Origin of the sequence: Ureibacillus xyleni (genome assembly GCF_900217795.1) — a bacterium.
In the GTDB taxonomy this organism is placed as follows: Bacteria; Bacillota; Bacilli; order Bacillales_A; family Planococcaceae; genus Ureibacillus; species Ureibacillus xyleni.
Map to the genome: position 1 here is coordinate 49,866 of NZ_OBMQ01000018.1, position 25,556 is coordinate 75,421.

General features: G+C 36.1%; 30 protein-coding genes. 9 read left to right on the plus strand and 21 right to left on the minus strand.

The window, feature by feature from the left end:
- Nucleotides 1–68: 68 nt before the first annotated feature.
- Entirely contained in the window at nt 69–1,709 is a 1,641-nt protein-coding gene (locus CRO00_RS18515) for a sigma-54 interaction domain-containing protein (protein ID WP_097075160.1), read from the plus strand.
- Nucleotides 1,710–1,743: 34 nt separating this feature from the next.
- On the opposite strand, the gene CRO00_RS18520 is transcribed toward CRO00_RS18515, so the two are convergent.
- From CRO00_RS18520 to CRO00_RS18595, 15 genes are all read right to left on the minus strand, one after another.
- Nucleotides 1,744–2,211 (minus strand): VOC family protein, encoded by a 468-nt coding sequence (locus tag CRO00_RS18520; protein WP_161946743.1) that lies wholly within the window; start codon nt 2,209–2,211, stop codon nt 1,744–1,746.
- A 16-nt stretch (nt 2,212–2,227) separates the two neighbouring features.
- Nucleotides 2,228–3,517, minus strand: a complete 1,290-nt coding sequence (locus tag CRO00_RS18525) for a TRAP transporter large permease (protein ID WP_097075162.1) — start codon at nt 3,515–3,517, stop codon at nt 2,228–2,230.
- Nucleotides 3,517–3,999, minus strand: coding sequence for a TRAP transporter small permease (locus CRO00_RS18530; RefSeq protein ID WP_097075163.1), 483 nt, complete (start codon nt 3,997–3,999; stop codon nt 3,517–3,519). Before CRO00_RS18530 ends, CRO00_RS18525 begins: the two co-directional genes overlap by 1 nt.
- Nucleotides 4,000–4,114: 115 nt before the next feature.
- Nucleotides 4,115–5,173 (minus strand): TRAP transporter substrate-binding protein, encoded by a 1,059-nt coding sequence (locus CRO00_RS18535; RefSeq protein WP_097075164.1) that lies wholly within the window; start codon nt 5,171–5,173, stop codon nt 4,115–4,117.
- An 18-nt stretch (nt 5,174–5,191) separates the two neighbouring features.
- Nucleotides 5,192–5,950 (minus strand): SDR family NAD(P)-dependent oxidoreductase, encoded by a 759-nt coding sequence (locus CRO00_RS18540; RefSeq protein WP_097075165.1) that lies wholly within the window; start codon nt 5,948–5,950, stop codon nt 5,192–5,194.
- A gap of 6 nt (nt 5,951–5,956) precedes the next feature.
- Nucleotides 5,957–6,172, minus strand: coding sequence for a 2-hydroxymuconate tautomerase (locus CRO00_RS18545; protein WP_337189427.1), 216 nt, complete (start codon nt 6,170–6,172; stop codon nt 5,957–5,959).
- Between the two features lie 9 nt (nt 6,173–6,181).
- The gene (locus tag CRO00_RS18550) at nt 6,182–6,934 is read right to left on the minus strand and encodes an SDR family NAD(P)-dependent oxidoreductase (protein WP_097075167.1); all 753 of its coding nucleotides are present in this window, start codon (nt 6,932–6,934) and stop codon (nt 6,182–6,184) included.
- A gap of 27 nt (nt 6,935–6,961) precedes the next feature.
- Nucleotides 6,962–7,423, minus strand: a complete 462-nt coding sequence (locus CRO00_RS18555) for a VOC family protein (RefSeq protein WP_161946744.1) — start codon at nt 7,421–7,423, stop codon at nt 6,962–6,964.
- Nucleotides 7,424–7,908: 485 nt separating this feature from the next.
- A complete protein-coding gene (locus tag CRO00_RS18560) occupies nt 7,909–8,370 on the minus strand; it encodes a 2-thiouracil desulfurase family protein (protein ID WP_097075169.1) in 462 nt (153 codons plus the stop codon).
- A gap of 63 nt (nt 8,371–8,433) precedes the next feature.
- Entirely contained in the window at nt 8,434–8,856 is a 423-nt protein-coding gene (gene fosM, locus CRO00_RS18565; protein ID WP_097075170.1) for a FosM family fosfomycin resistance protein, read from the minus strand.
- A gap of 114 nt (nt 8,857–8,970) precedes the next feature.
- Entirely contained in the window at nt 8,971–9,591 is a 621-nt protein-coding gene (locus tag CRO00_RS18570; protein ID WP_097075171.1) for an NAD(P)-dependent oxidoreductase, read from the minus strand.
- 222 nt (nt 9,592–9,813) lie between these two features.
- Nucleotides 9,814–10,341 carry an isochorismatase family protein gene (locus CRO00_RS18575; RefSeq protein WP_097075172.1) on the minus strand — a complete coding sequence of 176 codons (528 nt, stop codon included), beginning with the start codon at nt 10,339–10,341 and terminating at the stop codon, nt 9,814–9,816.
- 191 nt (nt 10,342–10,532) lie between these two features.
- Entirely contained in the window at nt 10,533–11,162 is a 630-nt protein-coding gene (locus CRO00_RS18585; protein WP_161946745.1) for a TetR/AcrR family transcriptional regulator, read from the minus strand.
- A gap of 231 nt (nt 11,163–11,393) precedes the next feature.
- Nucleotides 11,394–11,603, minus strand: a complete 210-nt coding sequence (locus CRO00_RS18590; RefSeq protein WP_097075175.1) for an alpha/beta-type small acid-soluble spore protein — start codon at nt 11,601–11,603, stop codon at nt 11,394–11,396.
- Nucleotides 11,604–11,799: 196 nt separating this feature from the next.
- Entirely contained in the window at nt 11,800–12,186 is a 387-nt protein-coding gene (locus tag CRO00_RS18595) for an aconitase X (protein WP_097075176.1), read from the minus strand.
- 201 nt (nt 12,187–12,387) lie between these two features.
- Here CRO00_RS18595 and rpoN point away from each other — a divergent pair, with 201 nt between their 5' ends.
- Nucleotides 12,388–13,647, plus strand: coding sequence for an RNA polymerase factor sigma-54 (gene rpoN, locus CRO00_RS18600; protein WP_097075177.1), 1,260 nt, complete (start codon nt 12,388–12,390; stop codon nt 13,645–13,647).
- A 52-nt stretch (nt 13,648–13,699) separates the two neighbouring features.
- Here rpoN and CRO00_RS20025 read toward each other — a convergent pair whose 3' ends face one another.
- On the minus strand, nt 13,700–13,891 hold the full coding sequence (locus tag CRO00_RS20025) for a hypothetical protein (protein WP_141396988.1): 192 nt from the start codon (nt 13,889–13,891) through the stop codon (nt 13,700–13,702).
- A 318-nt stretch (nt 13,892–14,209) separates the two neighbouring features.
- A complete protein-coding gene (locus CRO00_RS18610; RefSeq protein WP_097075179.1) occupies nt 14,210–15,427 on the minus strand; it encodes a M24 family metallopeptidase in 1,218 nt (405 codons plus the stop codon).
- Between the two features lie 230 nt (nt 15,428–15,657).
- Between CRO00_RS18610 and CRO00_RS18615 the strand changes: the two genes are divergently transcribed.
- The 4 genes from CRO00_RS18615 (at nt 15,658) to CRO00_RS18635 (ending at nt 18,603) form a co-directional block, all read left to right on the plus strand.
- Nucleotides 15,658–15,969 carry a GntR family transcriptional regulator gene (locus CRO00_RS18615; protein ID WP_097075180.1) on the plus strand — a complete coding sequence of 104 codons (312 nt, stop codon included), beginning with the start codon at nt 15,658–15,660 and terminating at the stop codon, nt 15,967–15,969.
- On the plus strand, nt 15,966–16,295 hold the full coding sequence (locus tag CRO00_RS18620; protein ID WP_097075181.1) for an FCD domain-containing protein: 330 nt from the start codon (nt 15,966–15,968) through the stop codon (nt 16,293–16,295). The genes CRO00_RS18615 and CRO00_RS18620 overlap by 4 nt, the downstream gene beginning before the upstream one ends.
- 244 nt (nt 16,296–16,539) lie before the next feature.
- A complete protein-coding gene (locus CRO00_RS18630; protein WP_097075183.1) occupies nt 16,540–17,925 on the plus strand; it encodes a sigma-54 interaction domain-containing protein in 1,386 nt (461 codons plus the stop codon).
- Nucleotides 17,926–17,934: 9 nt separating this feature from the next.
- A complete protein-coding gene (locus CRO00_RS18635) occupies nt 17,935–18,603 on the plus strand; it encodes an SDR family NAD(P)-dependent oxidoreductase (protein ID WP_097075184.1) in 669 nt (222 codons plus the stop codon).
- Here the strand turns inward: CRO00_RS18635 and CRO00_RS18640 are convergent.
- Nucleotides 18,501–19,004: a site-specific integrase gene (locus CRO00_RS18640; RefSeq protein WP_097075185.1), complete on the minus strand. Its 504-nt coding sequence runs from the start codon at nt 19,002–19,004 to the stop codon at nt 18,501–18,503. The genes CRO00_RS18635 and CRO00_RS18640 overlap by 103 nt on opposite strands.
- Before the next feature lie 662 nt (nt 19,005–19,666).
- Here CRO00_RS18640 and CRO00_RS18650 point away from each other — a divergent pair.
- The gene (locus CRO00_RS18650) at nt 19,667–20,107 is read left to right on the plus strand and encodes a DUF4879 domain-containing protein (protein ID WP_097075187.1); all 441 of its coding nucleotides are present in this window, start codon (nt 19,667–19,669) and stop codon (nt 20,105–20,107) included.
- Nucleotides 20,108–20,131: 24 nt separating this feature from the next.
- Entirely contained in the window at nt 20,132–20,797 is a 666-nt protein-coding gene (locus tag CRO00_RS18655) for a hypothetical protein (protein ID WP_161946746.1), read from the plus strand.
- 220 nt (nt 20,798–21,017) lie between these two features.
- Here CRO00_RS18655 and CRO00_RS18660 read toward each other — a convergent pair whose 3' ends face one another.
- Entirely contained in the window at nt 21,018–21,959 is a 942-nt protein-coding gene (locus CRO00_RS18660; protein WP_097075189.1) for a tyrosine-type recombinase/integrase, read from the minus strand.
- A gap of 279 nt (nt 21,960–22,238) precedes the next feature.
- Between CRO00_RS18660 and CRO00_RS18665 the strand changes: the two genes are divergently transcribed.
- Nucleotides 22,239–22,526: an AbrB/MazE/SpoVT family DNA-binding domain-containing protein gene (locus CRO00_RS18665; RefSeq protein ID WP_097075190.1), complete on the plus strand. Its 288-nt coding sequence runs from the start codon at nt 22,239–22,241 to the stop codon at nt 22,524–22,526.
- Between the two features lie 66 nt (nt 22,527–22,592).
- On the opposite strand, the gene CRO00_RS18670 is transcribed toward CRO00_RS18665, so the two are convergent.
- Entirely contained in the window at nt 22,593–24,320 is a 1,728-nt protein-coding gene (locus tag CRO00_RS18670; RefSeq protein WP_097075191.1) for an FTR1 family iron permease, read from the minus strand.
- Nucleotides 24,295–25,551 (minus strand): iron uptake transporter deferrochelatase/peroxidase subunit, encoded by a 1,257-nt coding sequence (gene efeB / locus CRO00_RS18675; protein ID WP_097075192.1) that lies wholly within the window; start codon nt 25,549–25,551, stop codon nt 24,295–24,297. Before efeB ends, CRO00_RS18670 begins: the two co-directional genes overlap by 26 nt.
- Between the last annotated feature and the right edge of the window lie 5 nt (nt 25,552–25,556).

Consider the following 25,556-nt stretch of genomic DNA (forward strand, 5'->3'; position numbering starts at 1 on the left):
ATAAAAAAATGATGTATTATTTAAATAATGATGTTGTATTACATCATTTTCGATAAGGGGGGTATACAATGTTTGTCGAACAAGTGAAGTTAATCGGAGTTGTAGAGTGGGACAAGGAAAAAGAACGAACAAGATGTAATCAAACTGCAGAGGAATACAGCGATTTACTTGATGAAATTAAGAATCACATCAATCAGGGGTATTATTATTTTTGTTTCATAAATGCATCAATCGAAGTCAATGTCATCATTTCACAAGAAAACCCTAACCATTACACGATTTTCATCTTACCAATTGATAATAGTTTAAAAGAAGAATTTGCAGAAGAATTAGAAGAAGTGATTAATTCATCTTTTGATGGGATTGTTATTGCGGATGCGGAAGGGATCATTTTATACCAAAATCCTGCTTATGAACGGATTACGGGACTTTCAACGGAATTTTGTATAGGTAAAAGTTTACAAGAATTAGTGGATATCGGGGTCATTGACATTTCTGCTTCTTTAAAAGCCATTAAAGAAAAACGCTCTGTCACAATAAGTCAGAAAATTGAGACTGGTAGGAATGTTCTAGTTACTGCAGTGCCAATCACCAATAAACAAGGGGAAATCACAAAAATCGTGAATAATGTCCGTGATTTAACGCAATTGAGTAAACTTGAAGTTGAAATTCATGAATTAGAAATTGAAAACAAAAAAATTAGTGAAGAGTTACAACAATTAAAACAAAATAAAGATCCAAAATACTCAATCATTGCCCATTCCTCTCAAATGAAAGAGGTCTTAGATAGGGCACTGAGAATTGCACAAATTGATTCAGGTGTACTCATCCAAGGTCCTTCAGGGGTAGGGAAAGAAAAGATTTTAGATTTAATTCATCGATATAGCATTCGTAAAGACGGTCCACTTATTAAAATTAATTGTGGCGCAATCCCAGAGTCTTTATTAGAGTCAGAATTATTTGGATATGAGTCTGGTTCCTTTACGGGTGCTGTTAAAAGTGGGAAAGCCGGCCTCTTTGAAGTGGCGGATAAAGGAACGATTTTTTTAGATGAAATCGGGGAAATGCCGCTGCAATTACAAGTAAAGTTACTACGAATACTTCAAGAAAGAGAAGTAGTTCGAATCGGTGGGAAAAAGCCAATTCAAGTAGATGTTCGGGTTGTGGCCGCAACGAATAAAAATTTACTTGAAATGATTGAAAACGGTACATTTAGAGAGGATTTATATTATCGCTTAAATATTGTACCGATTGAAATTCCGCCACTAGAACAACGAAAAGATGATATCATTCCGTTAATTTACCACTTTATCCATGGTTTAAATGTAAAATACGGGTTAAATAAAAGCTTTTCTCGAGAAGTATTAGATCGTTTTGTTAATTATAATTGGCCTGGAAATGTAAGGGAACTACAAAACATAGTAGAACGAGTTGTACTAATGAGCCGAAGTTCGGTCGTTACGATTGAAGACTTACATAAAGAGCTTAATATGAGTAATATCCCATTGGTTAGTGATACGAAAGAGGTTTCGAATGTTCAAACTTCCTTGAAGGAACAAGTAGAATCGTTTGAAGAAGAGCTAATCCGGGATGTGATTAAAAATTACCCTAGTATTCGAAAAGCTGCGGTTGCTTTAAAAATTGATCAATCGACGTTAGTAAGGAAATTGCAAAAGTATAATATTGAAGGGACAGAAAAAGCGAAATAAAAAAGGGGCAGAAGCAACTGAATGCTTCTGCCTTTTATTTATAAATAGGGGGTTGGAAAAGCTCTAATGTGATATTGTCGGGGTCTAAAAAGTAACACGTGTAGCCGCCTTTATTGCGACCTTCTTGAATCGAAACGGGGCTCGATTTAAACGTCACCCCATGTTCTTTTAAAAATTCATAGGTCGTATGGATATCATCCGTTACGAGTGCTAAGTGAGCTGCACCGATATTCTTTGTTTGAACTTCCAATTTTTCACTTTTCGGACGATAATATTGGTTTAATTCTAATAAATGACCGGAAACACCAACGATAGGGTCATCCTTAATTTTTAACATCACTGCCTCTAAATCCGCATCTTCATAGCCAACAAATTTGCGTGTATATTCATTCGATTGCCTTTGTCTATGAACGATCTCAAAGTTTAATAGCTCTGTATAAAATTTAACCGATTTTTCGATATCGCTTACTGTAAAAGCTGTATGCCAGTGTCCAGTTATCAATGGATTCACTCCTCTATTATTTCGCTAATAATTCAGGTAAGAACAGTGTAATCTCAGGTACATATGTGATAATGCCTAGTAGGATTAACAATGCGATTAACATCGGCGTTAAGTATTTAAATGTGGATTCAAATTTTACATTGGCTACTTTGGCACCGATAAATAGGTTTAATCCTAATGGCGGTGTTAATAATCCAATCGTTAAGTTGAAACATACAACCATACCGAAATGTAATGGGTCAATACCTAATGGAATGACGATTGGTAAAAGGATTGGAATGAAAATTAAAATTGCGGCAACTGTTTCAATGAACATCCCTACAACGAGTAAGAACAAGTTAATTAACAGTAAAACCATGATTGGGCTCGTTGTGAGTTCAGAAATGGAATTCGCAACAAATTGCGGAATTTGTTCAAGTGTTAACACTCGTCCAAAGAACGTAGCTGTTCCAACGAAAATCATTACGGTACCAGATGTAATCGTTGTTCGTAAAAATACATCCATTAAATCACTGAATTTTAATTCTTTATAGATAAATAAACTTACAATTAAGCTGTACACTACGGCAAGTACTGCTGCTTCTGTTGGTGTCACAATCCCACCGTAAATCCCACCTAAAATAATCACGGGAGTTAATAAAGCAAACTTTGCTTCATTCAGTGCTTTCCAGAAGCTTTTCTTGTCTTCTGCAGATTGAACGTCTACAATGCCTTCTTTTTTACAAACAATGTAGTTAATAATGATTAACGTCACGGCAATTAATAACCCTGGGACAATCCCAGCGATAAACATGTCACTAATGGATACGCCAGCCATAATTCCGTAGAAAATGAACACAAGACTTGGTGGAATGATTGGTCCTAAAGCTCCTGCACTCGCAGATAAGGCAGCTGCGTATGGCGCTTTGTATCCGCCTTTAAGCATGTGAGGAATCATAATCCCACCGATACTCGCCACGGTTGCAGCACCTGAACCAGAGATGGCTGCGAAAATTAAACTTGCAAGGATCGTGATTAATCCTAAACTGCCTGTCCAAGATCCAACTAACGATCTAAAGAAATCAATTAATCTCTTTGAAATCCCACCCGTACTCATTAATTCACCGGCTAGAATAAAGAATGGAACGGCTAGTAAGGCAAATGAGTCATTCGATGTGAACGTAGCTTGGATAAGAAAGGAGACAGGTATAGTTCCTTCAATTAAGACAACTGTTAATGCGGCGATTGCTAGGGAAATGGCAATCGGAACGTTGATAATCAAACAAACGACAAAAACTAAAGTTAATATTAATAGAGTACTGCCCACTATGCCTCACCTTCTTTTCTACTAGCAAGTGTTTGATAAATTTCCACAACAACTACACGAATGGCCATTAAAAGATAACCAAGGGGAATCCCCATATAAATAAGGCCCATCGGTAATTTTAAAGCTGCTGAATTTGTATTTTGACTCCATAAATCAAATGAATATTGAAAACCTAAATACGCAATATAAAGACTGAATAATAACCAGACAACACTACCAATAAGGTTAATATATGGGCGAATTTTTAACGGGATTAGCCCATTTAAAGCTTCTACTCGAATATGTGCCTTAGAAATCACCGCATAACTTGCACTTATAAATACAAACCAAACAAATAAATATCTTGCTAATTCTTCTGCCCAAACTAATGAAGAATTAAAAACATATCTCCAAATAACCCCTGCAAACATAACTACAGTCATTACTATGAGAATGGCAAAACATGCGTAAGCTTCTATCGGTCGTTTTGTGATTTTTGCCATAGAAAATACCTCCTAGGGGATGTGGCGTGATGTAAGATTGATTGGGAAAAACAACAGGAAACGATTTTAAAAATCGTCCCTGCTGCTCCACATTAAGTTAGCTCAAAAACTAGTACTATTTCATTTCGCTTAGTAGTTTAATTGCTAAATCGTAGTTTTCTTGACCGATTGCATCCATGTTTTCTTCGGCAACTTTATTTGTTGCTTCTTTAAAGATTTCGCGTTGTTCTTCAGATAATTCCACAACTTCAACACCTGCATCTTTGAACCCTTGGATTGCTTTTGACTCAGCGTCAGTTACTAATTTTTTCGCTTCTTCCACGTAAGAAGCAATGGATTCATCTAAAGCTGTTTTTGTTGCTTCGTCTAATCCGTCATAAAGCTTTTTGTCTACAAGAATTCCGTGTAATAATAAAACGTGGTTTGTTGCTGTGAAATATTTATTTACTTCATAGAAACGGTCGCCATAAATTAAAGGAGTTGTTGTGGATACACCATCGATTGTTCCTTGTTGTAACCCTGTAAATACTTCACTATAAGCCATTGGAGTTGGATTTGCTTGCATTGCTTTTAATGCACTTAAATGTAGGTCTGCTGAAGAACTACGAATTTTTAAACCTGATAAGTCGCTTGGCTCTTCAACTGCTTTTTTACCGTTTAAAAGGCTGTAGTATCCTAAGTCAATAAAGCCTAAAAGATAAAGGTTTGATTTTTCTGATACTTCTTTCTTCAGTAAATCACCATACTCGCCATTTAAGAATTCATAATATTGATCACGGCTATCGAATAAGAAAGGTACATCGAATAGGTTAAATGCTTTAATATCAAGAGAATTGGCAATACCATATGCAGATGATGTAGAAAGTTGGATTGTACCGTTTTTCAGTAAATCTACTACTGATTCATCTGAAGTTGCTAGCGTACCACCGTTATAGATTTCGACTGCTACATTATCTGTTTTTTCTTCAATTGTTTTCTTGAAGTGTTCATAGCCTAAGTTTAAGAAGTTGTTGGCATCTACTTGATTGGCCATTTTAATTGTTAGTTTGTCGCCACTTGAACCCGAACCTCCAGTGGCATCCGCTTCACCTGAGTTGTCAGATGAACATGCAGCTAGGAAGATTAATGATAAAGCCATTAATGAGAACACGATTTTCTTTAGGTTTTTCTTCATATAAGTTTCCTCCGTTTTTTAGAAATTCATTTTTGATTGACCACCATCGACATTGATCGTAGCGCCTACAATCCATGAAGCTTGATCGGATGCTAAAAATACTGCTACATTGGCAATTTCTTCTGGTGTACCAAAGCGCTTTGCTGGTATTTGGGTATCTAAGAAAGTTTCAATTTCCATTTGTTTTTCTTGGCTTAACTTTTCCCAAATACTGCTTTCATGGATGATGCTTCCAGGGGCGATACTGTTGACACGTATCCCGTACTGGATGACTTCTGACGATAAGGCTTTGGTAAAACTAATTAAGGCAGCTTTTGAGTTGTTATACGTCACTTTTCCTCCACTTTCTCTTCCGTAAATAGAAGAAATGTTCAGTATGCTTCCAGACTTTTGCTTTTTCATACTTTTAATGACTTGTTTCGAAAGGTCGACAACTGAAAAATAATTTAACTCAAAGGCCTCATAAAATTTTTCCATTGGAGTTTCGAGTATTTCGCCACCATTACTACCCCCAGCATTATTGACAAGAATGTCGATATGTCCATGATCTAACAAGTACTTATCAATTAAGCCTGAGCGTTCATAATGGTTCGTAATATCTGATTGGTAGATGGTGATATTCCCCAAAAGATCTTTTGCTTTGTTTAGGTATTCAATATCTCGACCAACAATCGAAACATTTGCTTTTTCCTCAACGAATCGTTTGGCAATTTCTAATCCAATCCCTTTTGATCCGCCTGTAATTAAAACATTCTTCTTTTCTAGATGTAAATCCATTGTTGTCTATTCCCCCCCTTTAGCTTGGCGTTTATCCGTAACCAATTGACCACCAATACTAAAGAGCTCCTTATTCAATTCAATTAATTCAATGCGAACGTCATCTTTTGAAACACCTAATACATTTGTAATTGCTGTGGTTACTTCTTCAACTAACATTCTTTTCATATCCAATGTTCTGCCTTCAACTAACTTCATTTTTACGTAGGGCATATTGTTCAACCTCCTAATTTATCTTCCTAAAAATCCTCCATCTACTGGAAGGAGAATGCCATTTACATAGTTTGATAGATCTGAAGATAAAAATAGTAGAGCACCTGCTAATTCTTCTGGGTCACCAAATCGTCCGGCCGGGATTCTATCTAGTAGGGAGCGACTTCTTTCAGGATCATCAAAAATAAATTGATTTAAAGCAGTTGTATAATATCCTGGTGCGATCGCGTTCACATTGACCCCATCTTTTGCCCATTCATTCGATAAAGATTTTGTAAGTTGACTAACTGCACCTTTACTTGCAGAATACGCTGACGCATTATAGCCACCTTGTACCGAAAGAACAGAAGCAATGTTTACAATCTTCCCTCTGCCTTTTTTCTTCATTTCCGCATAGGAGAGACGGCTTAATTCAAAAATGGCAGTCACATTGACATCAATGATTTTTTGAAAATCGGCAATAGGAAGTTCCGTTGCAGGCATCGGTTTATGTATTCCTGCATTGTTGACAAGAATATCCACCTCTCCATTTAGGTTTTCTAATGCTTGATGGAAGATTTCAGGGATATTCTTTAGTTGGGATAAATCTGCTTGAACGGCAGAGGCAATGTATCCCATATTTTCTAAGTCTTTTACTGTCGTGTGAACTTGGTCAGAATAATCAATGATGCAAACTTCCACACCGTTCTTACATAAACCACGTACTAAAGCTAAACCTAACCCTTGTGCACCACCAGTTAAGATGGCTTTTTTACCTTGAAGACTTTGCACAAACATTCCTCCTTGAATTCGCTTTCATTAAAGCGTGGATTTTTGCATGAGCTCAATAATGTAATAGTCTGGATCATACATATAAATTGCTTTTGAGCCTTTATTTGCACCTGCTGTAATGTCGACTATTTGAGGAGAACGGAATTGAACGCCTTGTTCCTTCAGATGTTCGTATAGATATTCGATTCCTTCGACTTGTATACAAATATGGCCAGAACCATAATCGCAAGGTCGTACATTTCCAGGAAGTCGTTCAACTCCAACATACTCCAACAATTCAATTTGGCTTCCACCTGGTATTTGAAGGAAAGCAATTTTTACTTCTTCTAAATCGTTGAAATTGACGATTCTCGAAATATACTCTTGCTTGGAAACTTGTTTTGATAACAATTCGAATCCTAATTTGTTGACATAAAAGTCTAAAGATATCTCTAAATCTTTTACTGTGATGCCACTATGAATAAATCCAACGACTTTCCCTTGGCTCATTCTTCCTTCCTCCTTTGTGTGAGATTTTGTACAAGCAGATATCTTTTTTATTAACGGCATTTTGTCTTAGCAGCAAATTTCTGTAGATTCATAGTTGAAAAGTTGTACCTTGATCATTGAAGAAATTTAGACAAAATATTCAGTTTCCGTTAGTCATTTTTATAAGAGCAAAAAATATGCCAACTTTTTAACGCTAAATTCTCCATATTTCCTATGAAAAATGTGAAAAATGACATCATATGATGTTATTTTTCATCATATTTTTGCAAATATTGAAAATTTAAAGAAAATCGCTAGGGTGGGGGTATTACAAAAAATGTAATATGGAGATGTAATAATAGGGGTATTACAAAAAATGTAATATAAAGATGTAATAGTAGGGTATTATAGAAAATGGAAAATCCAGTTGAAAGGGCATTTGCAAAGGGTCTCATCAATAAAAGAAGGCGCATTTCCTAATGAAACGCGCCTCTTAACTGAAGAAATTATCTATATAAATGATCCGCAAACTGTTTTTCTGAAAGTACTTGTATCCCATTTCTTTTTAATAAAGCAGCTGTAACGCCATTCCCAGCAATTTTCTTATCTTTAAATTCGCCATTAAAAATCATTGAACTTCCGCAAGACGGGCTATACTCCTTCAGTACAACGATTGTTGCGTGAACATCAATCGCTTTGTTTAGCGCCATATAAGCTCCCTTGATGTATAATTCTGTAACGTCTCTACCTGATTTTTCGATTACTTTCGCTTTTCCATCTAATACGTCTTCACCGTTACCACCTATGATTTCTGCAGGTTCTCTAGGAGTCGAAAAGCCACCAAGGATTTCGGGGCATACGGGTATTGCCTTTTTCTCTTCTATTAGTTTCATAATTTGATGATTTAAACAATGTGTGCCGTTATATCTTACCTCGAATCCTGCTAAACAAGAACTTACTAATATCATTAACACCCCTCCAAAATAACATTTGCACATTACGGCAATGGAATGGTTGAAGAAACAATATCTCTAGTCAAAAAACTCCATATGTGGTTTCTCTTGTTTATAATAATCCAATCGATCTTGTAACGTCCCTGTATGGAATTCAAATTTATGACCATCTGGATCTGTAAAATAAATGGATTTTTTATCTCTTTCGTCTCTTTTACGACTTGATAAGATGTTTACATTTAACTTTTTCAACTTTTTGTACATTTCATCAAACTGTTCTTCTTCAATTGAAAATGCTATATGGGTATAGGATTGATGGATCTCATTACGGGGTATATCTTTCTCTACATTAAGTGCGAGCCATAGCCCATTCAAATCAAAATAGGCTGTATTTCTCCCTTTCACTAGCAACTTAGCATCCAATACATTTTCATAAAACTGAATCGAGATTTCTAAATTAGACACTGAAAATAATAAATGATTAATCCCTTTTATCGACATTCTCTACCACCTCAGCTAGTATTGACGAAATGCACATGAGGACGGTTCTGTTTTTGTGGGGCCATTAAAGTTAAATCTCTTCTTAATCAAAAAGTAGAATAAATACTAAAATTATTAGTAGGCGATCCCAACACGTGATTTTATATACTGGGTGCTTGTAACCTGCTTATATGTAAACGCTGCTGTATCCGGTACGTTTATCTTAACGCCATCCACTGGCAAAAAATCACGTTCTACACGATATGTACATAAACGTTCTCCATCCGGTAAATACGTCGGACAGACAATCGTCCATTCAAGTGTGGATTGTTTGAGCATCTCGTAAACTTTATGATGTTCCTCTGCAGCACGGGTAATTTTTTGCTTCGATTCACTTGTTTGATATCGCAATAAGTTTGGATTGGTTCTGCTTTGTAGGATCCCTGCAGTTCCGATAGTTATTATTCGTTTTATCCCTTCGTTTTCCGTCGCTTTGATAAGGTGTGGCATACTTTCAGATAAAGTGGTTGTCCCATCCGTATTTAACGCACTTATTACGACATCCATCCCCTGCATTGTGTAGTTGATATCGTCTTTATTTAAAACATTGCCTTGTATTATCGTTAAATTATTATCTTTTATTTGTATCTTCTCTGGTGTGCGAACGAGTACCGTAACATGGTGTCTGTCTTGAAGGGCGTGAGTGACGATTTGGCTTCCAACTCGTCCAGTTCCACCTAAAATGAATATCCTCATCAGAACGAACCTCCTTTTTCCATACAATAATACACTATATAAATGAGATCGTCTTTTGACTAAAGAAGGTTTACTTAAAGGGGAATAGTGAGGTATTACAAAAAATGTAATAATAAAGCGTGGTATTTCATAATTGGTAAATATAGTATGGTCAAAATGAAAAAAGAGCGCCACTTACTCAAGAATAGCGCACGAGTAAATTGTACTCATTAATGACGGGTCTTAATAAATGTGCTCAGATAAAGGAATTACTCGTATTTTAGCATCTGGCGTAGACAATTTACTTAAATTCACATTATGATGTTTAATAATTTGTTCAGCTCGTAGCACATCATCTACTGTCGTATGGCCGTCCTCAATTAAAGTCACCTGGTAACCTAAAGACAATGCAGAGCGACAAGTCGTATCGATGCAGTACTCAGTTCGAACGCCAACGATGGATAGATCCGTAATGCACTGTTTTTGTAATTCTTCGTGGAGTTTCGTCTGATAAAAGGAATCTGCAGCTTGTTTTTGTATGATAACGTCCTGCTCGCGTGGTGCAATACCAGGTGCAAATTGCCAAAACGGTGTACCTTTTTTCAACATGTCAAGATCCTCAAATTGAATATAAAAAATATGAACACCATCAGCTTCAGCTTTTGCGATCATTTTTTGCACAACCTTAAACACTTCCTCTTGTTTATACGTGTTCCATATTGGTCCCAACTGCATATCAATCACAAGTAAAGCGGACTTTTTCTCGATCATAACCGTCCTCCTTTATTTTATAAATTTCCTTATTGCTTCATAACGGATTTTATGCTGGCAATCCTCACAAGTAAAAAAGCGAAAGTTACTTTTTTTATAACGTAGGTAGTCACTTGTATCCTCGTAAAGTCGGAATGTATTTTTACAGCTGCCACAGGTTACATGATAAAAAATTCGGCTATCCATTAACCTCACCTTTCTTTATTTTGAATACCGGTAAATATCAGATTAATAATCTGTTCCGTCGCCTGTTCAGATGCTTCTTTAGGTATTCTTCCATCAGCAAACAAATCAAGCGTACCGGTTAGGGCGCCCATATAAACGTTAACGATGACTTTCGGATCACTTTGTTTGATTTTACCTTCATACATTGCCTGTTTAAATACATCAACTAAAGGTTGTTTCGCATGTTTGTAATATTCACTTCGGACTCCTGGTGTATCCTCTTCAAATACGAGCTCTAAATCCTGCTCCAACTTCACATAGAACTTTAGGAAAGTCGGCTGATTAAGAGCCATTTCTAGATAAAATCGTGTGTTCATTTTCAGTTTTTCTAATGCTTCAATATCCTCTGCTAATCTTGATTGGATCGAATCAGCTGCCATTTCCATGAAAAATTTAAAAAACTCGCGAAAAAAAATCTTTTTATTTTTGAAATAGTAGTATATGAGTCCTCTTGCAATCCCGGCCTTTTCTGCAATTTCTCCCATTTCGGTTCCTTTATAGCCTTTTTCAACGTAAACACCTACAGCAGCATATAAAATTTGATGTATTCTTTCATTGCGAATTTGTTCATTTTGTTCTGAATTTCGAGGTGACAAAATTAATTCTCCTTTAAATTTTTTGACTAACACGAATGTCAATTTAAATTTATTCTATTTAATGGAAATTGTAAAGACCTATTTTCTATTTTTACTTTTACACGCTGCAAGGTAAAGTTGGAATAATAATGGTAGTAATTGGGGTAAGTATTTGATTGGAATATATGTATCGTTTCAATATAAAAAGCCGAGGCAAATCGCGTCGGCTTTTTATATTTGTCACTATATTTTTTATTGTGAATTACGACCTCTTAATTGACTTTCGGCCATTGAAACAAGGCGTTTTGTAATTTCGCCACCAACTGAACCGTTTGCGCGAGAGGATGCTTCTGCACCAAGTTGTACTCCAAATTCAGATGCAATTTCATACTTCATTTGATCCAAAGCAGTTTCGGCACCTTGTACTAATAACTTGTTGTTGTTACTGCTGTTGCTTGCCATAATAAATTGCCTCCTTCTTCTTCTGAGTAATCACTGATAATTGCTATCAGTGTATTTATATTATTCTTTAATCATGGATTTTTAAACGAGGGAAGTTTTGGTGAAATTACTAATAAAAAAGGAGACAGACCATTTCAATAGAATCTGTCTCGTTCTTATATAGTATCAATGGGGGGTTATACTATTTATAAGGACCTCAGATTCCGTTAGAAGTCGTTACACCACTTGCTAACCAATGAGGCTTTTGAATGGTTGGCTCACCTAATACTGCTGAGTGAACGCAATCTTCCATTGAACCAAAGTAAACACCTTTATTGATAAGTCCAGGTCCGTAGTGGGCAAATTTCCCGGAATTTGTCATAACAGTTTTCGTGCTTTCAGGGAACATGCTTTCATTTAACATACATAAACAAATATCTGTGCTAAAACGGGCACCGAACTGTTCAATTTTTTCAATCAGGCCTTCATCTTCAGCTTGTGCATAGACGAGTTGATTTGTTGTGATTAGGAAGTCTACGTTAGGATGTAGCGTTTTTCCTTTTATTAAACGTGCTAATTCTCTGCATTCGTTTGGATTTCTCAATTACATTGGATTATTAAAGCATATGATGTAATTTAGCGAAGGTAGCAGAGACATTCTTAATTGAATGGCCTCTGCTACTTTTTTAGGTAATAAGATAGAAAAAAATAAGAGAGATCGTATAACAAATATTTCTTAAGCAGTATACCATTTACTGTCACTACGCTATAATATTACTAAACTTGTTTTAAGGGGGGATTATTTTTGTGGCTTTCGATGAACCATAGTCTTGAAATGAAATTAGCGATGACTCCACAACTGGGTCAAGCAATTAAGATTATGGAAATGTCTTCAGATGAATTGGAACGTTACTTAGAGGAAATGCAACACTCAAATCCATTAATTGAAGTACCCGAACAGCATACATATAAAGAACGTATTTTTAAACAAACAACAACTAGTATCGACTTCAGCAACCTAAACATCAAAAGCGAAACCTTCCCAGTTGAAAAGTTGCTTCACCACATTCGTTTATCGATCCGAAATGCCTATGATTTACAGCTACTATATAAACTCATCTTGAATTTAAATGAATTTGGGTATTTGCCCAATGCACTACAACTCATGTCAGAGGATGACTATGATCGGATATTGAAGATTTTAGAAAGTAATGACTATGTTGGGGTAGGGGCAATAAATTTAAAACATTCTTTAATCCTTCAAGCCAAGTATTATTACCCTAATGAACCTTTACTGCTAGAGTTAATCGAAAACCTAGAGCTAATTGCCGAGCGCAAATGGAACAAGCTGATGAAACAATATCAAATTTCAGACGTGCATTTAAAACAAGCCATTGAAAAGATTAAAACGCTTAATCCCCGTCCGTTTCATACATCAACACTAAAAACGGAGATCATCCAACCAGATATCGTTCTCGAAATTGAAAATAAACAAATTTCTTATTCCTTAAGTGATTGGTTTGCGCCAAACATTGCGATCCAGAATATGAATGGGTTTACCTTATCTCATCAAGAAAATAAACAGGTGACAGATTGGGCTCAAGAGGCGAAATGGCTTATCTCTGCCATCGAACAAAGAAAAGCAACCATGATGGAGATTATGGAATTTCTAATTGATTATCAATATGAAGCTTTGTTAAATGGCTTGAACTATGTAAAGCCGCTTACGTTAAAGGATATATGTGCTGTTGTGAATCGCCATGAATCTACCGTAAGTCGCGCAACGATGAATAAATATATCCAAACTCCGTGGGGCGTATTTTCTATGAAAGAACTGTTCTCCTCCAAAATCGCAACCTCAGATGGGGAGAATCTTTCAAAAGAAAGAATTAAGCATTTGGTGAAAGAGTTAATCGATAATGAAGATAAGTTACAACCCTTATCAGATCAAAAATTATCAGAATTAATACGCTTGAATGAAAATTTAGATATTTCACGACGAACGATAACCAAATATCGCGAAGAGTTACAAATCCCATCCTCTACCAAAAGGAAAGAATTATGAAGACATTCAAAAAAATACGGCCTAAGATTATCTAGAATCTTAGACCGTATCATTAATGTTTATGACAATCACACACTGCGCCTTCAAGATGGAGTAACGCTTCTTCTAAACGATTGAGCAACATTTTAGAAGCTCTCGCATTTAAATAGATTTCATCACTGCTTCTTGTGCTGTCCTTATCATGAACAATCTCACAGTTCACAAAATTCCCAAGGGCAGATACTTTAATAAATGACTCTGACATAAATCTCCCACCAATCACGAAAATTATTTTAAAAAAACCCCCGATAGTTACGGAAGCCACTGAAAAACTAAATACCGATAAAAATTTATAGTAATTATTTGCTTCTAAATAGAAGGTGGGATTCACTTCGCTTTCCATGGCTTGGCTTCAGCCTCCTCGTCGCAAGCTCCTGCGGGGTCTTCAGCTCAAGCTGTTCCCGTAGGAGTCTTCGTGAATCCCACTTCCTAAAAGATCTGAGCGTATTTTTATTATAAAAATTTATTAAAATCGACTTTTTCAGTGCCCTAATAGTTACGGGGGATTTTGACTTTTGTTCGATTAAATAAATGCTTTTGTTCCCGGTAAGCCACAAGAAATTAATTCTTCAGCAGGGAATTTTGTAATGACTTCACAGCCGTCTTTTGTCACGACGACTTCATCTTCAATACGTGCGCCGCCTTTTCCATCTGCAGAAGGGCAATATGTTTCAAGGGCGAATACCATGCCTTCTTTTAGTTCGAATGGTTTGTCCATAAATAATCTTGAAACAACTGGTTTTTCCCAAATACTCATGCCAATACCATGACCAAATTGTAATAAGTACGCTTCTTTTTCATCTTTTAACCCAATTTCTTGAGCTGTTGGCCAACATGCGGCTATATCAGCAGTTGTTGCACCAGGTTTTACCGCTTTAATGGAAGCTTGAAGCCATTGGTACGCTTTATTGTACGCTTCTTCTTGCGCTTTTGTTGGGTGACCACATACGAAAGTTCGATAATAACACGTACGATAGCCGTTAAATGAGTGCATGATATCAAGGTAAACCATATCTCCTGGACGAATCATACGATCTGAGAACACGTGTGGATGTGGTTGAGATCGTGAACCAGATACACTATTGACACATTCTACTAAATCAGAACCCATGGAATATAAGCATTTATTCGCAATCGCAACAAGATCGTTTTCACGCATCCCTGGACGAATTGCGCGAACAATTTCACTGTACGTTGCATCAACCATTGCAGCGGCTGTTTTTAATAGTTCAATTTCATCAGGTGTTTTAATCATTCGGGCATCGAGCATTGTTTGTTGGCCATCGACTACTTCAATATTTTCAGCTTCTAATGCACGGATAAGGGGTACGTCCATAATATCTACACCTACTGGCATCTTTTCAGCACCGTACTTTTCTAATACCTTTTTAATTTCACTTGCAACCGTTTCCACATTTCCTTCTTCTGGTGGAATCGCGCCACGCATCGAACCTACAGAAGGATGCACGCTATCGGAAATCCACGGGCTCGTAATACGTTTGGATGGAGTTGCTGGGTCGAATAATTGTGGGTCTCCTTCAGCTGTTAAAATGACATAACGCGCCATTTTGTTACGAGCCCATTCTCCAATTGTTGTACCAGTAATGTAGCGAATGTTATCGAAGTCAGCCCCTAAGCCGTCTTTAATCATTTGCGTTCTTGCTTTTTCTAAACGATCTTTACGTAAACGCTCGTAATTCACGCGATCTTCAAAATCTACTCCCATAAGTCCATACTTCATAAATTAACACTCCCTTTTTTAATAACTTTTAATATTCAGTATTTTTAAATGCAAAATCCGTGCCAACAATAAAAACACATAAAATACTAACTTCATAGTTTTTATTTTGTATATATGGGTAAACACTCATTAGAAAATTGTTTACTTTTTATACAAGAAAGAATCAAAAACGGGCCAATAATTGTAATTTTCTAAACAGTAAACTATTATTTACCTTAATATTCATAAAAATGAATTGGGTGATAATGTTGAAGCGAAAAATTTCAAGAGATACTGTACATGAACATTTAATACAAAAAATCTATGAACAGGAGTACGTGCCAGGAGATCGCATAATTGAGACACAGATTTCTAAGTTCCTCTCCATTAGTCAAGGTTCCGTTCGTGAAGCACTACGAGAATTAGAGCAAGCAGGGATCGTGGAATACATTCCTTTTAAGGGGGTATTTTTAAAAAAGCTAAATGAAGATGATTTAGCGATTATGTATGCGATTCGGGCAGAAATTAAAGGGTTAGCAATGTCGTTTCCGTGGACAACATGACACAAGAAGACATTGATGAATTAAAAGGAATTTATTTAAACATGCTTGATGCAGGGTATTCCAATAATATAAAAAATCAAATTGAACTAGATAACGAGTTTCATCGGAAAATTGTTTATGCTTGTAAAAAGGATGCATTAATTCGTGTGTGGGAAACGATGTGTATTCCGTTTTGGACCTATCTTGGAACGCAACTCTTTAATAGTCAAAAAGAAGATTTGGTTCCCCGACACTACCCAATCGTAGAGGCAATCGAAGCAAATGATAAGCAATTAGCTTGTGACTTAATTAAAGCGCACTTCTTTGAACTAAAAGAACTGATATAACACGTTTGGGAGGCGAAAGAGGGAATGGGGAATTATAGCAATGAAAAGGTATGGAAGGATTTTATATTGGATTCTAAAGAAGGAGATATTCATCCAATCATTTTAGAGTCTTGGAAGAGATGTAAAAATAAAAACCTTGATTACACTTTAATTCCACCGATTGATCCGTCAATTAATATACAGAGGCTAATCAAAAGAAAATCGTATTTTGCTAGACTCTGTATACCAATTTAGAAAGCAAATTATGGAATACACCCTCGGGAAAAACTATATTTTTAGCATCGCAAATGCGGATGGTGTGTTAATTGATGTTCGGGGCGACGTGGATACGTTAAGTAAAGTGCATAATCGGAAAATTTTTGTAGTGGGCAGTATTTATTCGGAAAGTGTTGTCGGCACAAATTCAATTTCGCTCGCATTAAAAGAAGGAAAACCAGTAGAGGTAGTGGGGGCAGAGCATTATAATCAAAATTTCCATCAGTGGACATGCTCAAGTGCCCCAATTGTTGATATCAATCAGAAAGTGGTAGGTGTTGCAACATTTACAACCCTTTCGGAAAACAGCCATTTCCATACATTGCCGTTAATTACTTCGTTAGCAAAAGATATTGAAAAGGTGTATAAAGAAGCACTAAAAGAAGACATCCAAAAGAATACCCATCAATTTAACAAAAACACATTCACCTTTGATGATATTATCGGAAAAAGTTCATCTTTAACTGAAGTAATTGAGACAGCAAAAATCATCGCCAATTCTGATGTAAGAGTCATTGTGGAAGGAGAAAGTGGCACCGGAAAAGAGCTCATCGTCCAATCCATCCATAATCATAGTAGTCGAAAAATATATCCGTTTATTGCGATTAATTGTGGCTCAGTTCCAGCAAATTTAATCGAAAGTGAACTGTTTGGCTATGCAGAGGGTGCTTTTACTGGGGCGAAAAAAGGTGGAGCTGTCGGAAAGTTCGTTCTTGCCGATAAAGGGACATTATTTTTAGATGAAATTAATAGTATGCCGATCGAAATGCAAATTAAACTTTTGCGTGTTTTACAACAAAACGAGGTGGTGCCAATTGGAAGTAATAAAAGTATTCCAATTGATGTAAGAGTTATCGCAGCGGCAAACGTCCCTTTAAAAAAACTCGTGCAAGAACAAAAGTTTCGAGAAGACTTATATTATCGTTTAAGCGTGTTTGAACTATCTTTACCGCCACTGAGAGAGCGTCAGGAAGACATCCTTTTACTCTTTGAACATTTGCTAGAAAAATATTGTGAAAAAATGGGACACAACAAAATCGAATACGAAGAAGAAATCATCCCCGTTCTCCTTCAATACGATTGGCCTAGAAATATCCGAGAAATGGAGAACTATGTTGAAAGGGTAGTGGTCCTTTCTCAAGGAAAACTAATAAAGCTCGAACATTTTCCAAAGCATATTTTAAACAGCATTGTCACGACAACGCTTTCTGTCTTATCCCCATTAGAAAAAGTAGAAAAAGACACCATTGTGAAAACGTTAGATACCTTTAACGGAAATATATCACGTTCGGCAAAAGCGTTAGGCATCACACGGAAAACCTTATATAAAAAATTAACCGAGTACAACATCAACGAAATTTCTTCCATTCGATAACTGTTTAAGATGTATACAATTGAAGGGGTTCCATTTTGGCATAGTTTTTGCATTGAACTAGTGTTAGATGGAGAAGTGTTTAATCATAACGAAATGGGAGTGATTAAGATGAGTGAATTTGAAAATAAAATTGCCATTGTAACAGGTGCAGCTGGGGGCATCGGGGAAGAAATTTGTGACGTTCTTGCAGGACAAGGGATCCATGTCGTAATGGCGGATAAATCACCGAACTTAGAACTAATCTATGAAAATTTTAAAACGAAGTACCCTGAAAATAAAGGCTTTGCGGTAACGCTTGACCTTACGCAAGAATCGGAAGTGGAGAACCTCGTGAATCAAACCGTTGAAAGATTAGGAAGACTCGACATTATGGTGAATAATGCAGGGGTGATTCAAAGTATGCAAGCCATCACGGAACTTCCTTTAGAGGTCGTTAATTTTGTGATGGATGTGAACTTTAAAGGGGTATTCCTTGGTTCAAAATACGCTGCGAGACAAATGAAAAAGCAAAAATCCTGTTCCATCATTAACACAGGTTCTTGGTATGGAAAAAGAGGCTATAAATATTTTGCAGGTTATTGTTGCTTAGCAATTGTGGCTAAGTCTGCTTTTTTTCGATGCATGTGTGTAATCTGTGTTTTACGCAAAGTATATGGTGCGAAGCCGAGCCATTCGTGAATAAGCCTGTTGTAGCTGCGTTCTGTAATCATTCGGTTTTTATAGTTGCCCCAGCGATCTGCTGCACCTACAAAGTAATCATCACCACTTAGCCCCGAGGACTGAATGTATTTCTGCACTGATTTTACGCATTCTAACGTCAAACGCTTTTCCTTCATCTCGCCCTGCTTCTTTAACATTACCAATATGGTACGGCTTTCTAAATCCAAATCTGATACCTTTAACCTCACCATTTCAGATGGCCGATTAGCCGTAATAAGATTAACGAGGCAAATGGCACGCTTACGAATATCCGCTTTTTTATTCGTATCGTACTTATTTATAATAGAAAGAACTTCTTCTTGTTTCTCAGCTCTAACCCCACGCATCGGCTTTAAAGGAATAGAAGCAGTTACTGACATGCAACCAAAAGAAAAATACCTTCACCAAAACAACCTTTATCACCCGAAACCTTATCGGAAATCATTGATAACAAAAAATTAAGTATTCGGGGTGCCGCTTCGGAAATGGGGATTTCTCATAATACCTTATCACGCTACTTTAAGAATGAGTTAAAATGCCATAACAAATCGAGCATGGAGAAAATGGAAGCTTGGTATGAAAGCTATAATGTTACATCTTAAAACTTTACCACTTTTTTGGTAAAGATTTTTTGTAGTTTATAAAATGGACTTTAAGCAATATTAACTTTTAATAACATCTATTAAATGTTTGAATTCTACCGGCATTTGAATATGATTGATAGTAAAAAAGATAGATTATTTGTATGGTGATATTCAAAAATTCTACATAATTTGAGTAACACCTGTGATTTTAAATTAGCATTATTCAATTAATATCGTTAAATCAAATGGTAGAAAGATAGTGTTTCTCATTTGAAATAAAATCACTCAATTATTTTTTATCAAAAATACTAAAAAGAAGGTTTATACAGACGATAATAACTATGTAATTTAATGTAAATAAAAGTAAAATAACCATTATATTTACATATTATTAATATAATGGTTATTGATTTATACATTCACTTTAAATCATAATTTAATAATTATTTAGGATTAATATGAAAAAGATTCTATCAATTTTATCAGTAGTAGTTTTATTTATTTCTTTAGCATTTTTAGGAACAGATAAAGCGTCAGCAGGTCCAGCACCAAATCTAACGAAGGTTACAATTACCGCCATTTCAGGAGATGGTTCTACTTGGGAAAGTATTGGTGTAAATCAAGTTAAGGCAAATAACCCAATTACTTCTGATACGGTTTACTTAAAGGTAAGATTTACAGGATATCCTCAAACTTATTTAGCATATAGTAATGGTGTCAATATTTCTTCAACTAAATATAGTACAGTTCCAGTTGTATCAGGTGGGATTGTTGTAGGTTGGGATTATTACATCAAAACAGATTTATCTAATTTAACTGCAAACTCTATAACAATTGTAGGTATTGATCAATTAGGTAAGTTTGTTTACGGAAATACAATTAATTTTGATGTAGAATAAGATTATGAATACTTTTAAAGGATGATGGAAATGCTTCAAGCTATAAATTCGTCTGATAATTCAAGGAGCTTCCAAGCACAAGGCACTAAAAAGACATCTGAAGTGGTTTTTCAAAACAATCTTGAAGTTAATGAGAATGATGAACAAACAAAAAACGTAGTGATAAATGGGATTGAGTATAACTCTGAGGATGTTGAACGTTGGGATAGCTATATTAAAGATTTGCATCCGACTTTTCTTGCCTTTGGTATTGTAGCAACTGAGGGCTTCGGGACTGCCGCTGTTCCAGCAGGTACAACATCCATTCATTTCTATGAATTTTGTTCTATGCTTGAGAGAGGCGAAGTAATTAGTGCCGAAAATACAAGAAGTAATAATATTAACTATGAAAATGCATATTGGGAAGATCGCTTGAGATTAGCGACTTATGAAAATGAACAAAGCGATATAATTAAAAGCCAAAAAATTTTAGACATTATTAATCAATGCTACGAACTTGGCATGATGACTAAGAATAACTCTCTTATTTTACCAGATGAGTTATCTAAAATCCATTTAGTTAAAAAGTATGAAGAACAACAATCCATACTAACAAAAACAGTTATCCAAAATTTAGATGAACAAAAACAAAATCTTAATCAACTATATAATTCAAAACGTATAATCAGTGCTTATCAAAATTCCATTTAATTTAACTCTTGGAAGTTAACTTATTTTCTTTAATAAACATTAAAGAATAGACGTATTTACCTGCTAGATAGCTATAAATACGTCTTTTATAATGTATATAGTTGTTATTTTCAACCCCTAGATAAAGGTTGTGCTCATCTAACATTGACTTTATACAATTCATTTCTTGACTATTGTTCCTTCACCTTAACTGAGCATGGTTCGCTATGTTTCTCCCTAGCTATAAAAACTCATCCACTTCACTATAATCCACTTCGAGATAATGCTGAGAAATGGTCTGCAGCGATTTATGACCAGATTGTTTCGCGATTGTTGGTAGATCCGCATGTTTCCGATGCATATGCGTAATTTGTGTTTTCCGTAAGGTATAGGGCGCAAATCCTAACCATTCATGGATTAATCGATTGTAGCTACGTTCAGTAATCATGTGATTTCGATAGTTCCCCCACCGATCCGCTCCACCAACAAAATAATCAGTTGGTTGCAGTTCACACGTTTTAATGTATTTTTCAACTACTTTTACACATTCAAGGGTAAGACGCTTCTCCTTCATTTCCCCTTGTTTCTTCAACATAACTAAAACTGTTCGGTGTTCCAAGTCAAAGTCAGATACTTTCAAGCGCACCATTTCGGATGGACGATTGGCCGTAATCAAATTCACAAAACAAATTGCTCGTTTACGTATGTCCACTTTTTTAGGGGTATCGTATTTATTAATGAGTTGAAGCACTTCTTCTTGCCGTTCAGCACGAACCCCTCGCATTGCTTTAAGTCGAATATATTCTTCTGTATTGTACAATTCACGAATTAACTTGATCCGTTTCTTTTGTTCCTCAGTTTGCGATAGATTCAAGATATGGGTTAAGTAAAATTGAACGCCAGCTACTCTTCTATTAAATGTAGATAGTTTGATTCTTTGATCGACGATTGAATTATGCAAATACTTTTCCATTGCATCAAAATCAGGCTCTCGATATTCTTCCTGACAAAATCTTAGAAATTTCGAAAAGTCAGGCTGATACATATCAATTTTATGTTGTAAGACACTTTGGATAGTAGCTTCCAATTTTTTGTCTGTCTTTATATTATTTAATGGTATGATATTTTCATTTTGCATTTTTTGGTATCCTTCACTATTGTCATACAATATTTCCCTTTTCATACTTCACTTAATTAGAAATATTTGTCTTTCTCATTCTAGCATTTTATACGTCTAAAAAGGAAGATTTTTTGTCTTTGAAGGAGCATTCATTTTCATCTAATTTAACATTTTTCAGATTAAATTTAACAAAAACAAAATTAAAAAATTACGCTCTTTAGTAATTAAAAATGATATGTTAGAAATGTTGGATGTTTTCTTTATATTAATAATAAATTTCTTTTTTCTTTAAAATTGGTAATTTATAATAAAATTACAAGATAAAGAAGTGAGGGTTGAGCGATGGACACACCGAAAAAAATAAAAGTATCGAAGCAACGTCAAATGACGATTCCAAAAGAATTTTTTGATGCACTACAAATGCAAGATGAAGTAACGGTGGAACTGGTTGAAGGTGGGATACTAATCAAACCCATTCATAAACTACCAGATGGTTTTGTGGAACAAATATTACAGAGCTTAGTTGAAAAAGGATTTAGTGGTCAAGAATTAGTAGAGAAATTTAAAGAAGCAACGCAATCAGTAGGCTGGACGACTTTCCGTGCAACCGATGAAGAAAACACTATATAATAGGAAGAAACTCTTGATAGTAGGTAAGAAAAAGCCCCTCTCTTTAGTAGAAAGGGGCTTTTGGGATTAACCTAATACTTCTTTTTGTTTCCTTTTATAAACAACTGTTGCTGCAACGAGTGCCAGTAATACGAGTTGGCCTATCATGGTTTCGATTGTTGGATAGAAACCAATAATACTTAGGATTGGCAAGCCGTCGACAATCGTAGTTGAAACGGAATCTCTTAGTTGTAGCGTATGTAGACTCACGCCAATAATTTTAAAGGCCAGTACATAAATCAATACGGTTGCCACTGCAAAGAATTTGTGAATCGGAATTTTTCCACTTGCTTTAAATAACACAAAAGCAAAGATCACTAAAATTAGAAGTGCCACAACGATCCCAAGCACAAATTGAGAAGTCTCCATTTTTGGTGCAATCCCTGAGTAAAAAACAATCGTTTCTGCTCCTTCACGAAAAACAGATAAGAAGCTAATCGCTGCCATTGTAAATACCGAACCACTTGAAATCGCATTACCCATTTGTTTGGAGATATAGCGATTCCAACTCTTCACATTTGACTTACTATGTAGCCAGATGCCGATCCCAATCATCATCGCAGCCGCTATTAAGCCAACATATCCTTCCATGAGCTCTCGATTCGAATCAACCGATGCCGTGTTAAATATAGTAGACATTAAAATCGCTGCAAGTGCCGATAGAAATACTCCGACCAATGCGCCAAGATAAATCCATTTACGCATAGATTTCTGTCCTGATTTATCTAAAAACGACACTAATGCTAAGATGATGAGTAATGCCTCTAAACCTTCACGTAATAATATAAGCGCTGAATCCCACAGTGTATAGTCTGTATTACTTTGAATTAATTCAATTTCGTTACGGAATGTATTTAACTCATTACGAATCGCTTCACCGTCTACGTTCGATTTCAATAAATCGCTGACAATGATCGGCATGTCACTTTCAATTCTTGTATACAGACTACCATTCCGTGTGGAAATATCACTCTCAACACTTGGCCATATTTTAATAAAATCCTTTATTTTATCAGATGCTGCTTGGTAGTCTCCTGCTTCGATAAAATCATTTGCTTCATCGATATAAGTGATTAATGTCGATAAAGAATATTCACCCTCAACCACCGCAGCCGTATCATTTCCTGCTAAGAAATCATCAATCGTTTGTTTTAAGTCTGCGTATTGAGTTTTCATGACGCTAACATCAGGCTCTTCAGACGAAAGGGTTATCCGTATAAATGCCATTTGCGTTTCAATTTGTCCATACATGGCAATACTCTGTTCCCGTACTGGACGTTCGGTTTTCGTCCATTTGGTATTGAGGTCTTTATAGGCTAAATCAATTTTCGCAATGTCTCCTGTTTCTAAAGCATCTTCAAAAGCTTTCATAGTAGGGGTAAATTGTTTACCAAATTCAGTTCTCTGTGCCGCTTCATCCACAGGGTTTTCTAACTTTTCTAATGCTCGTAATGCATTGGATAAGTCAGAAAGTGCTTGTAACCGTTCTTCTTTAGACGATGTTTCCATTGCTTGAGCAAGAATTTTATCCACATGTTCTTTTGCTTCCTGTTGTTCGGATGAAACAGTTGCCCAATCCTTCGCAAACTGTTCAAGTGCTAGCTCTGCCGCATCGACGTTATCCTGCTTTGTATTGATTAAAGCATCACTAATTGAAATATATAAGTGACTATAAGATTGCGATGCCTGCACTGGTATCGCAAGTGTAAGGATTAAACAAAAAATGATGCTACAGCGCCTTAAAAAGTGCTTCACCTAAATAACTCCCCTTTTGTACACCAGGGAAACAAGCAAACACTGCACTGCCTCGATGTGTAATGTATTCATTCATTTTATCCATACGTCCTAAACTGTTTTGAACCGTTGTAAATTGTAAAGGGTCCTTTTGAAACGAGATGAAAATTAACCCCGCGTCATGTACGCCAGTATTTGACATCACACCTGACGCGTAAGAATAAGAGCGACGCAACATACGAGCACCTGATTTGCGTGCCAAATGAACATGTGACGTATCTGGCATGATGTATTCGCCGTTACTATCTTTTACTTCGACATCGAAATCGTCAAATTCCTTTGTTTTCCCAAATGGCGCGCCACTATCCCGGTAACGTCCAAACGTAGCTTCTTGATCCTTTAAAGATGTACGATCCCATGTTTCAAGATGCATTTGAATTTTGCGAACAACTAAGTAAGTGCCACCCTTTAACCAACCTTTATCCACCCAAACAACCTTATTTAAATCCTCTTCATCCGTTATGGATGGGTTTACTGTACCATCCTTGAACGAAAATAAATTACGTGGTGTTCCTCCGTCAACAGGGAACGAGTTAAACCCAGCTTGAGACCATTTGATTGCTACTTTACCAGATGCTGCACGTACTAAATTGCGCACAGCATGGAACGCGACTTGTGGATCATCCGCACAAGCTTGAATGCATAAATCGCCACCTGTAAATTCCTTTTGAAGCTGGTCTTTCGGGAAATGTGGTAAGTCCTTTAACTCTGCAGGCTTTAGGTGCTCCATCCCTAATTTTTCAAATAAAGAAGGTCCTACACCAATCGTAATTGATAAATTAGAAGCACCTAATCCCTCTGCTTCACCAGTATCGCCTGTTGGAATTCGAGTATTCGTTGAAGAATTAACCATTAATTCACCATTCATCAAACGCACAACAAGAGGTGTCCAAAGCTGAAGCAACTCTTGAAGTTCTTCCTTAGATGAGAATAAAACATCCAAGGAAGCAAAATATATATTGGTTTGTACGGGGGTAGTAATCCCAGATTGGTGGTTGCCATAGAAATTAACTTTGTTCGCTATGTTGTTATCTGCAAAAGGTTCAAAAACATCATAACCCATTGCTTTCATAACACCACCTAAGCCAGATGTACCAATGGCGACACCTGCAGCTCCAATTCCTGTATACTTTAAAAGATCACGTCTAGAAATTTTTTTGTTCGTCCATTTTTCATCATTTGGTGTTTTCATCTATG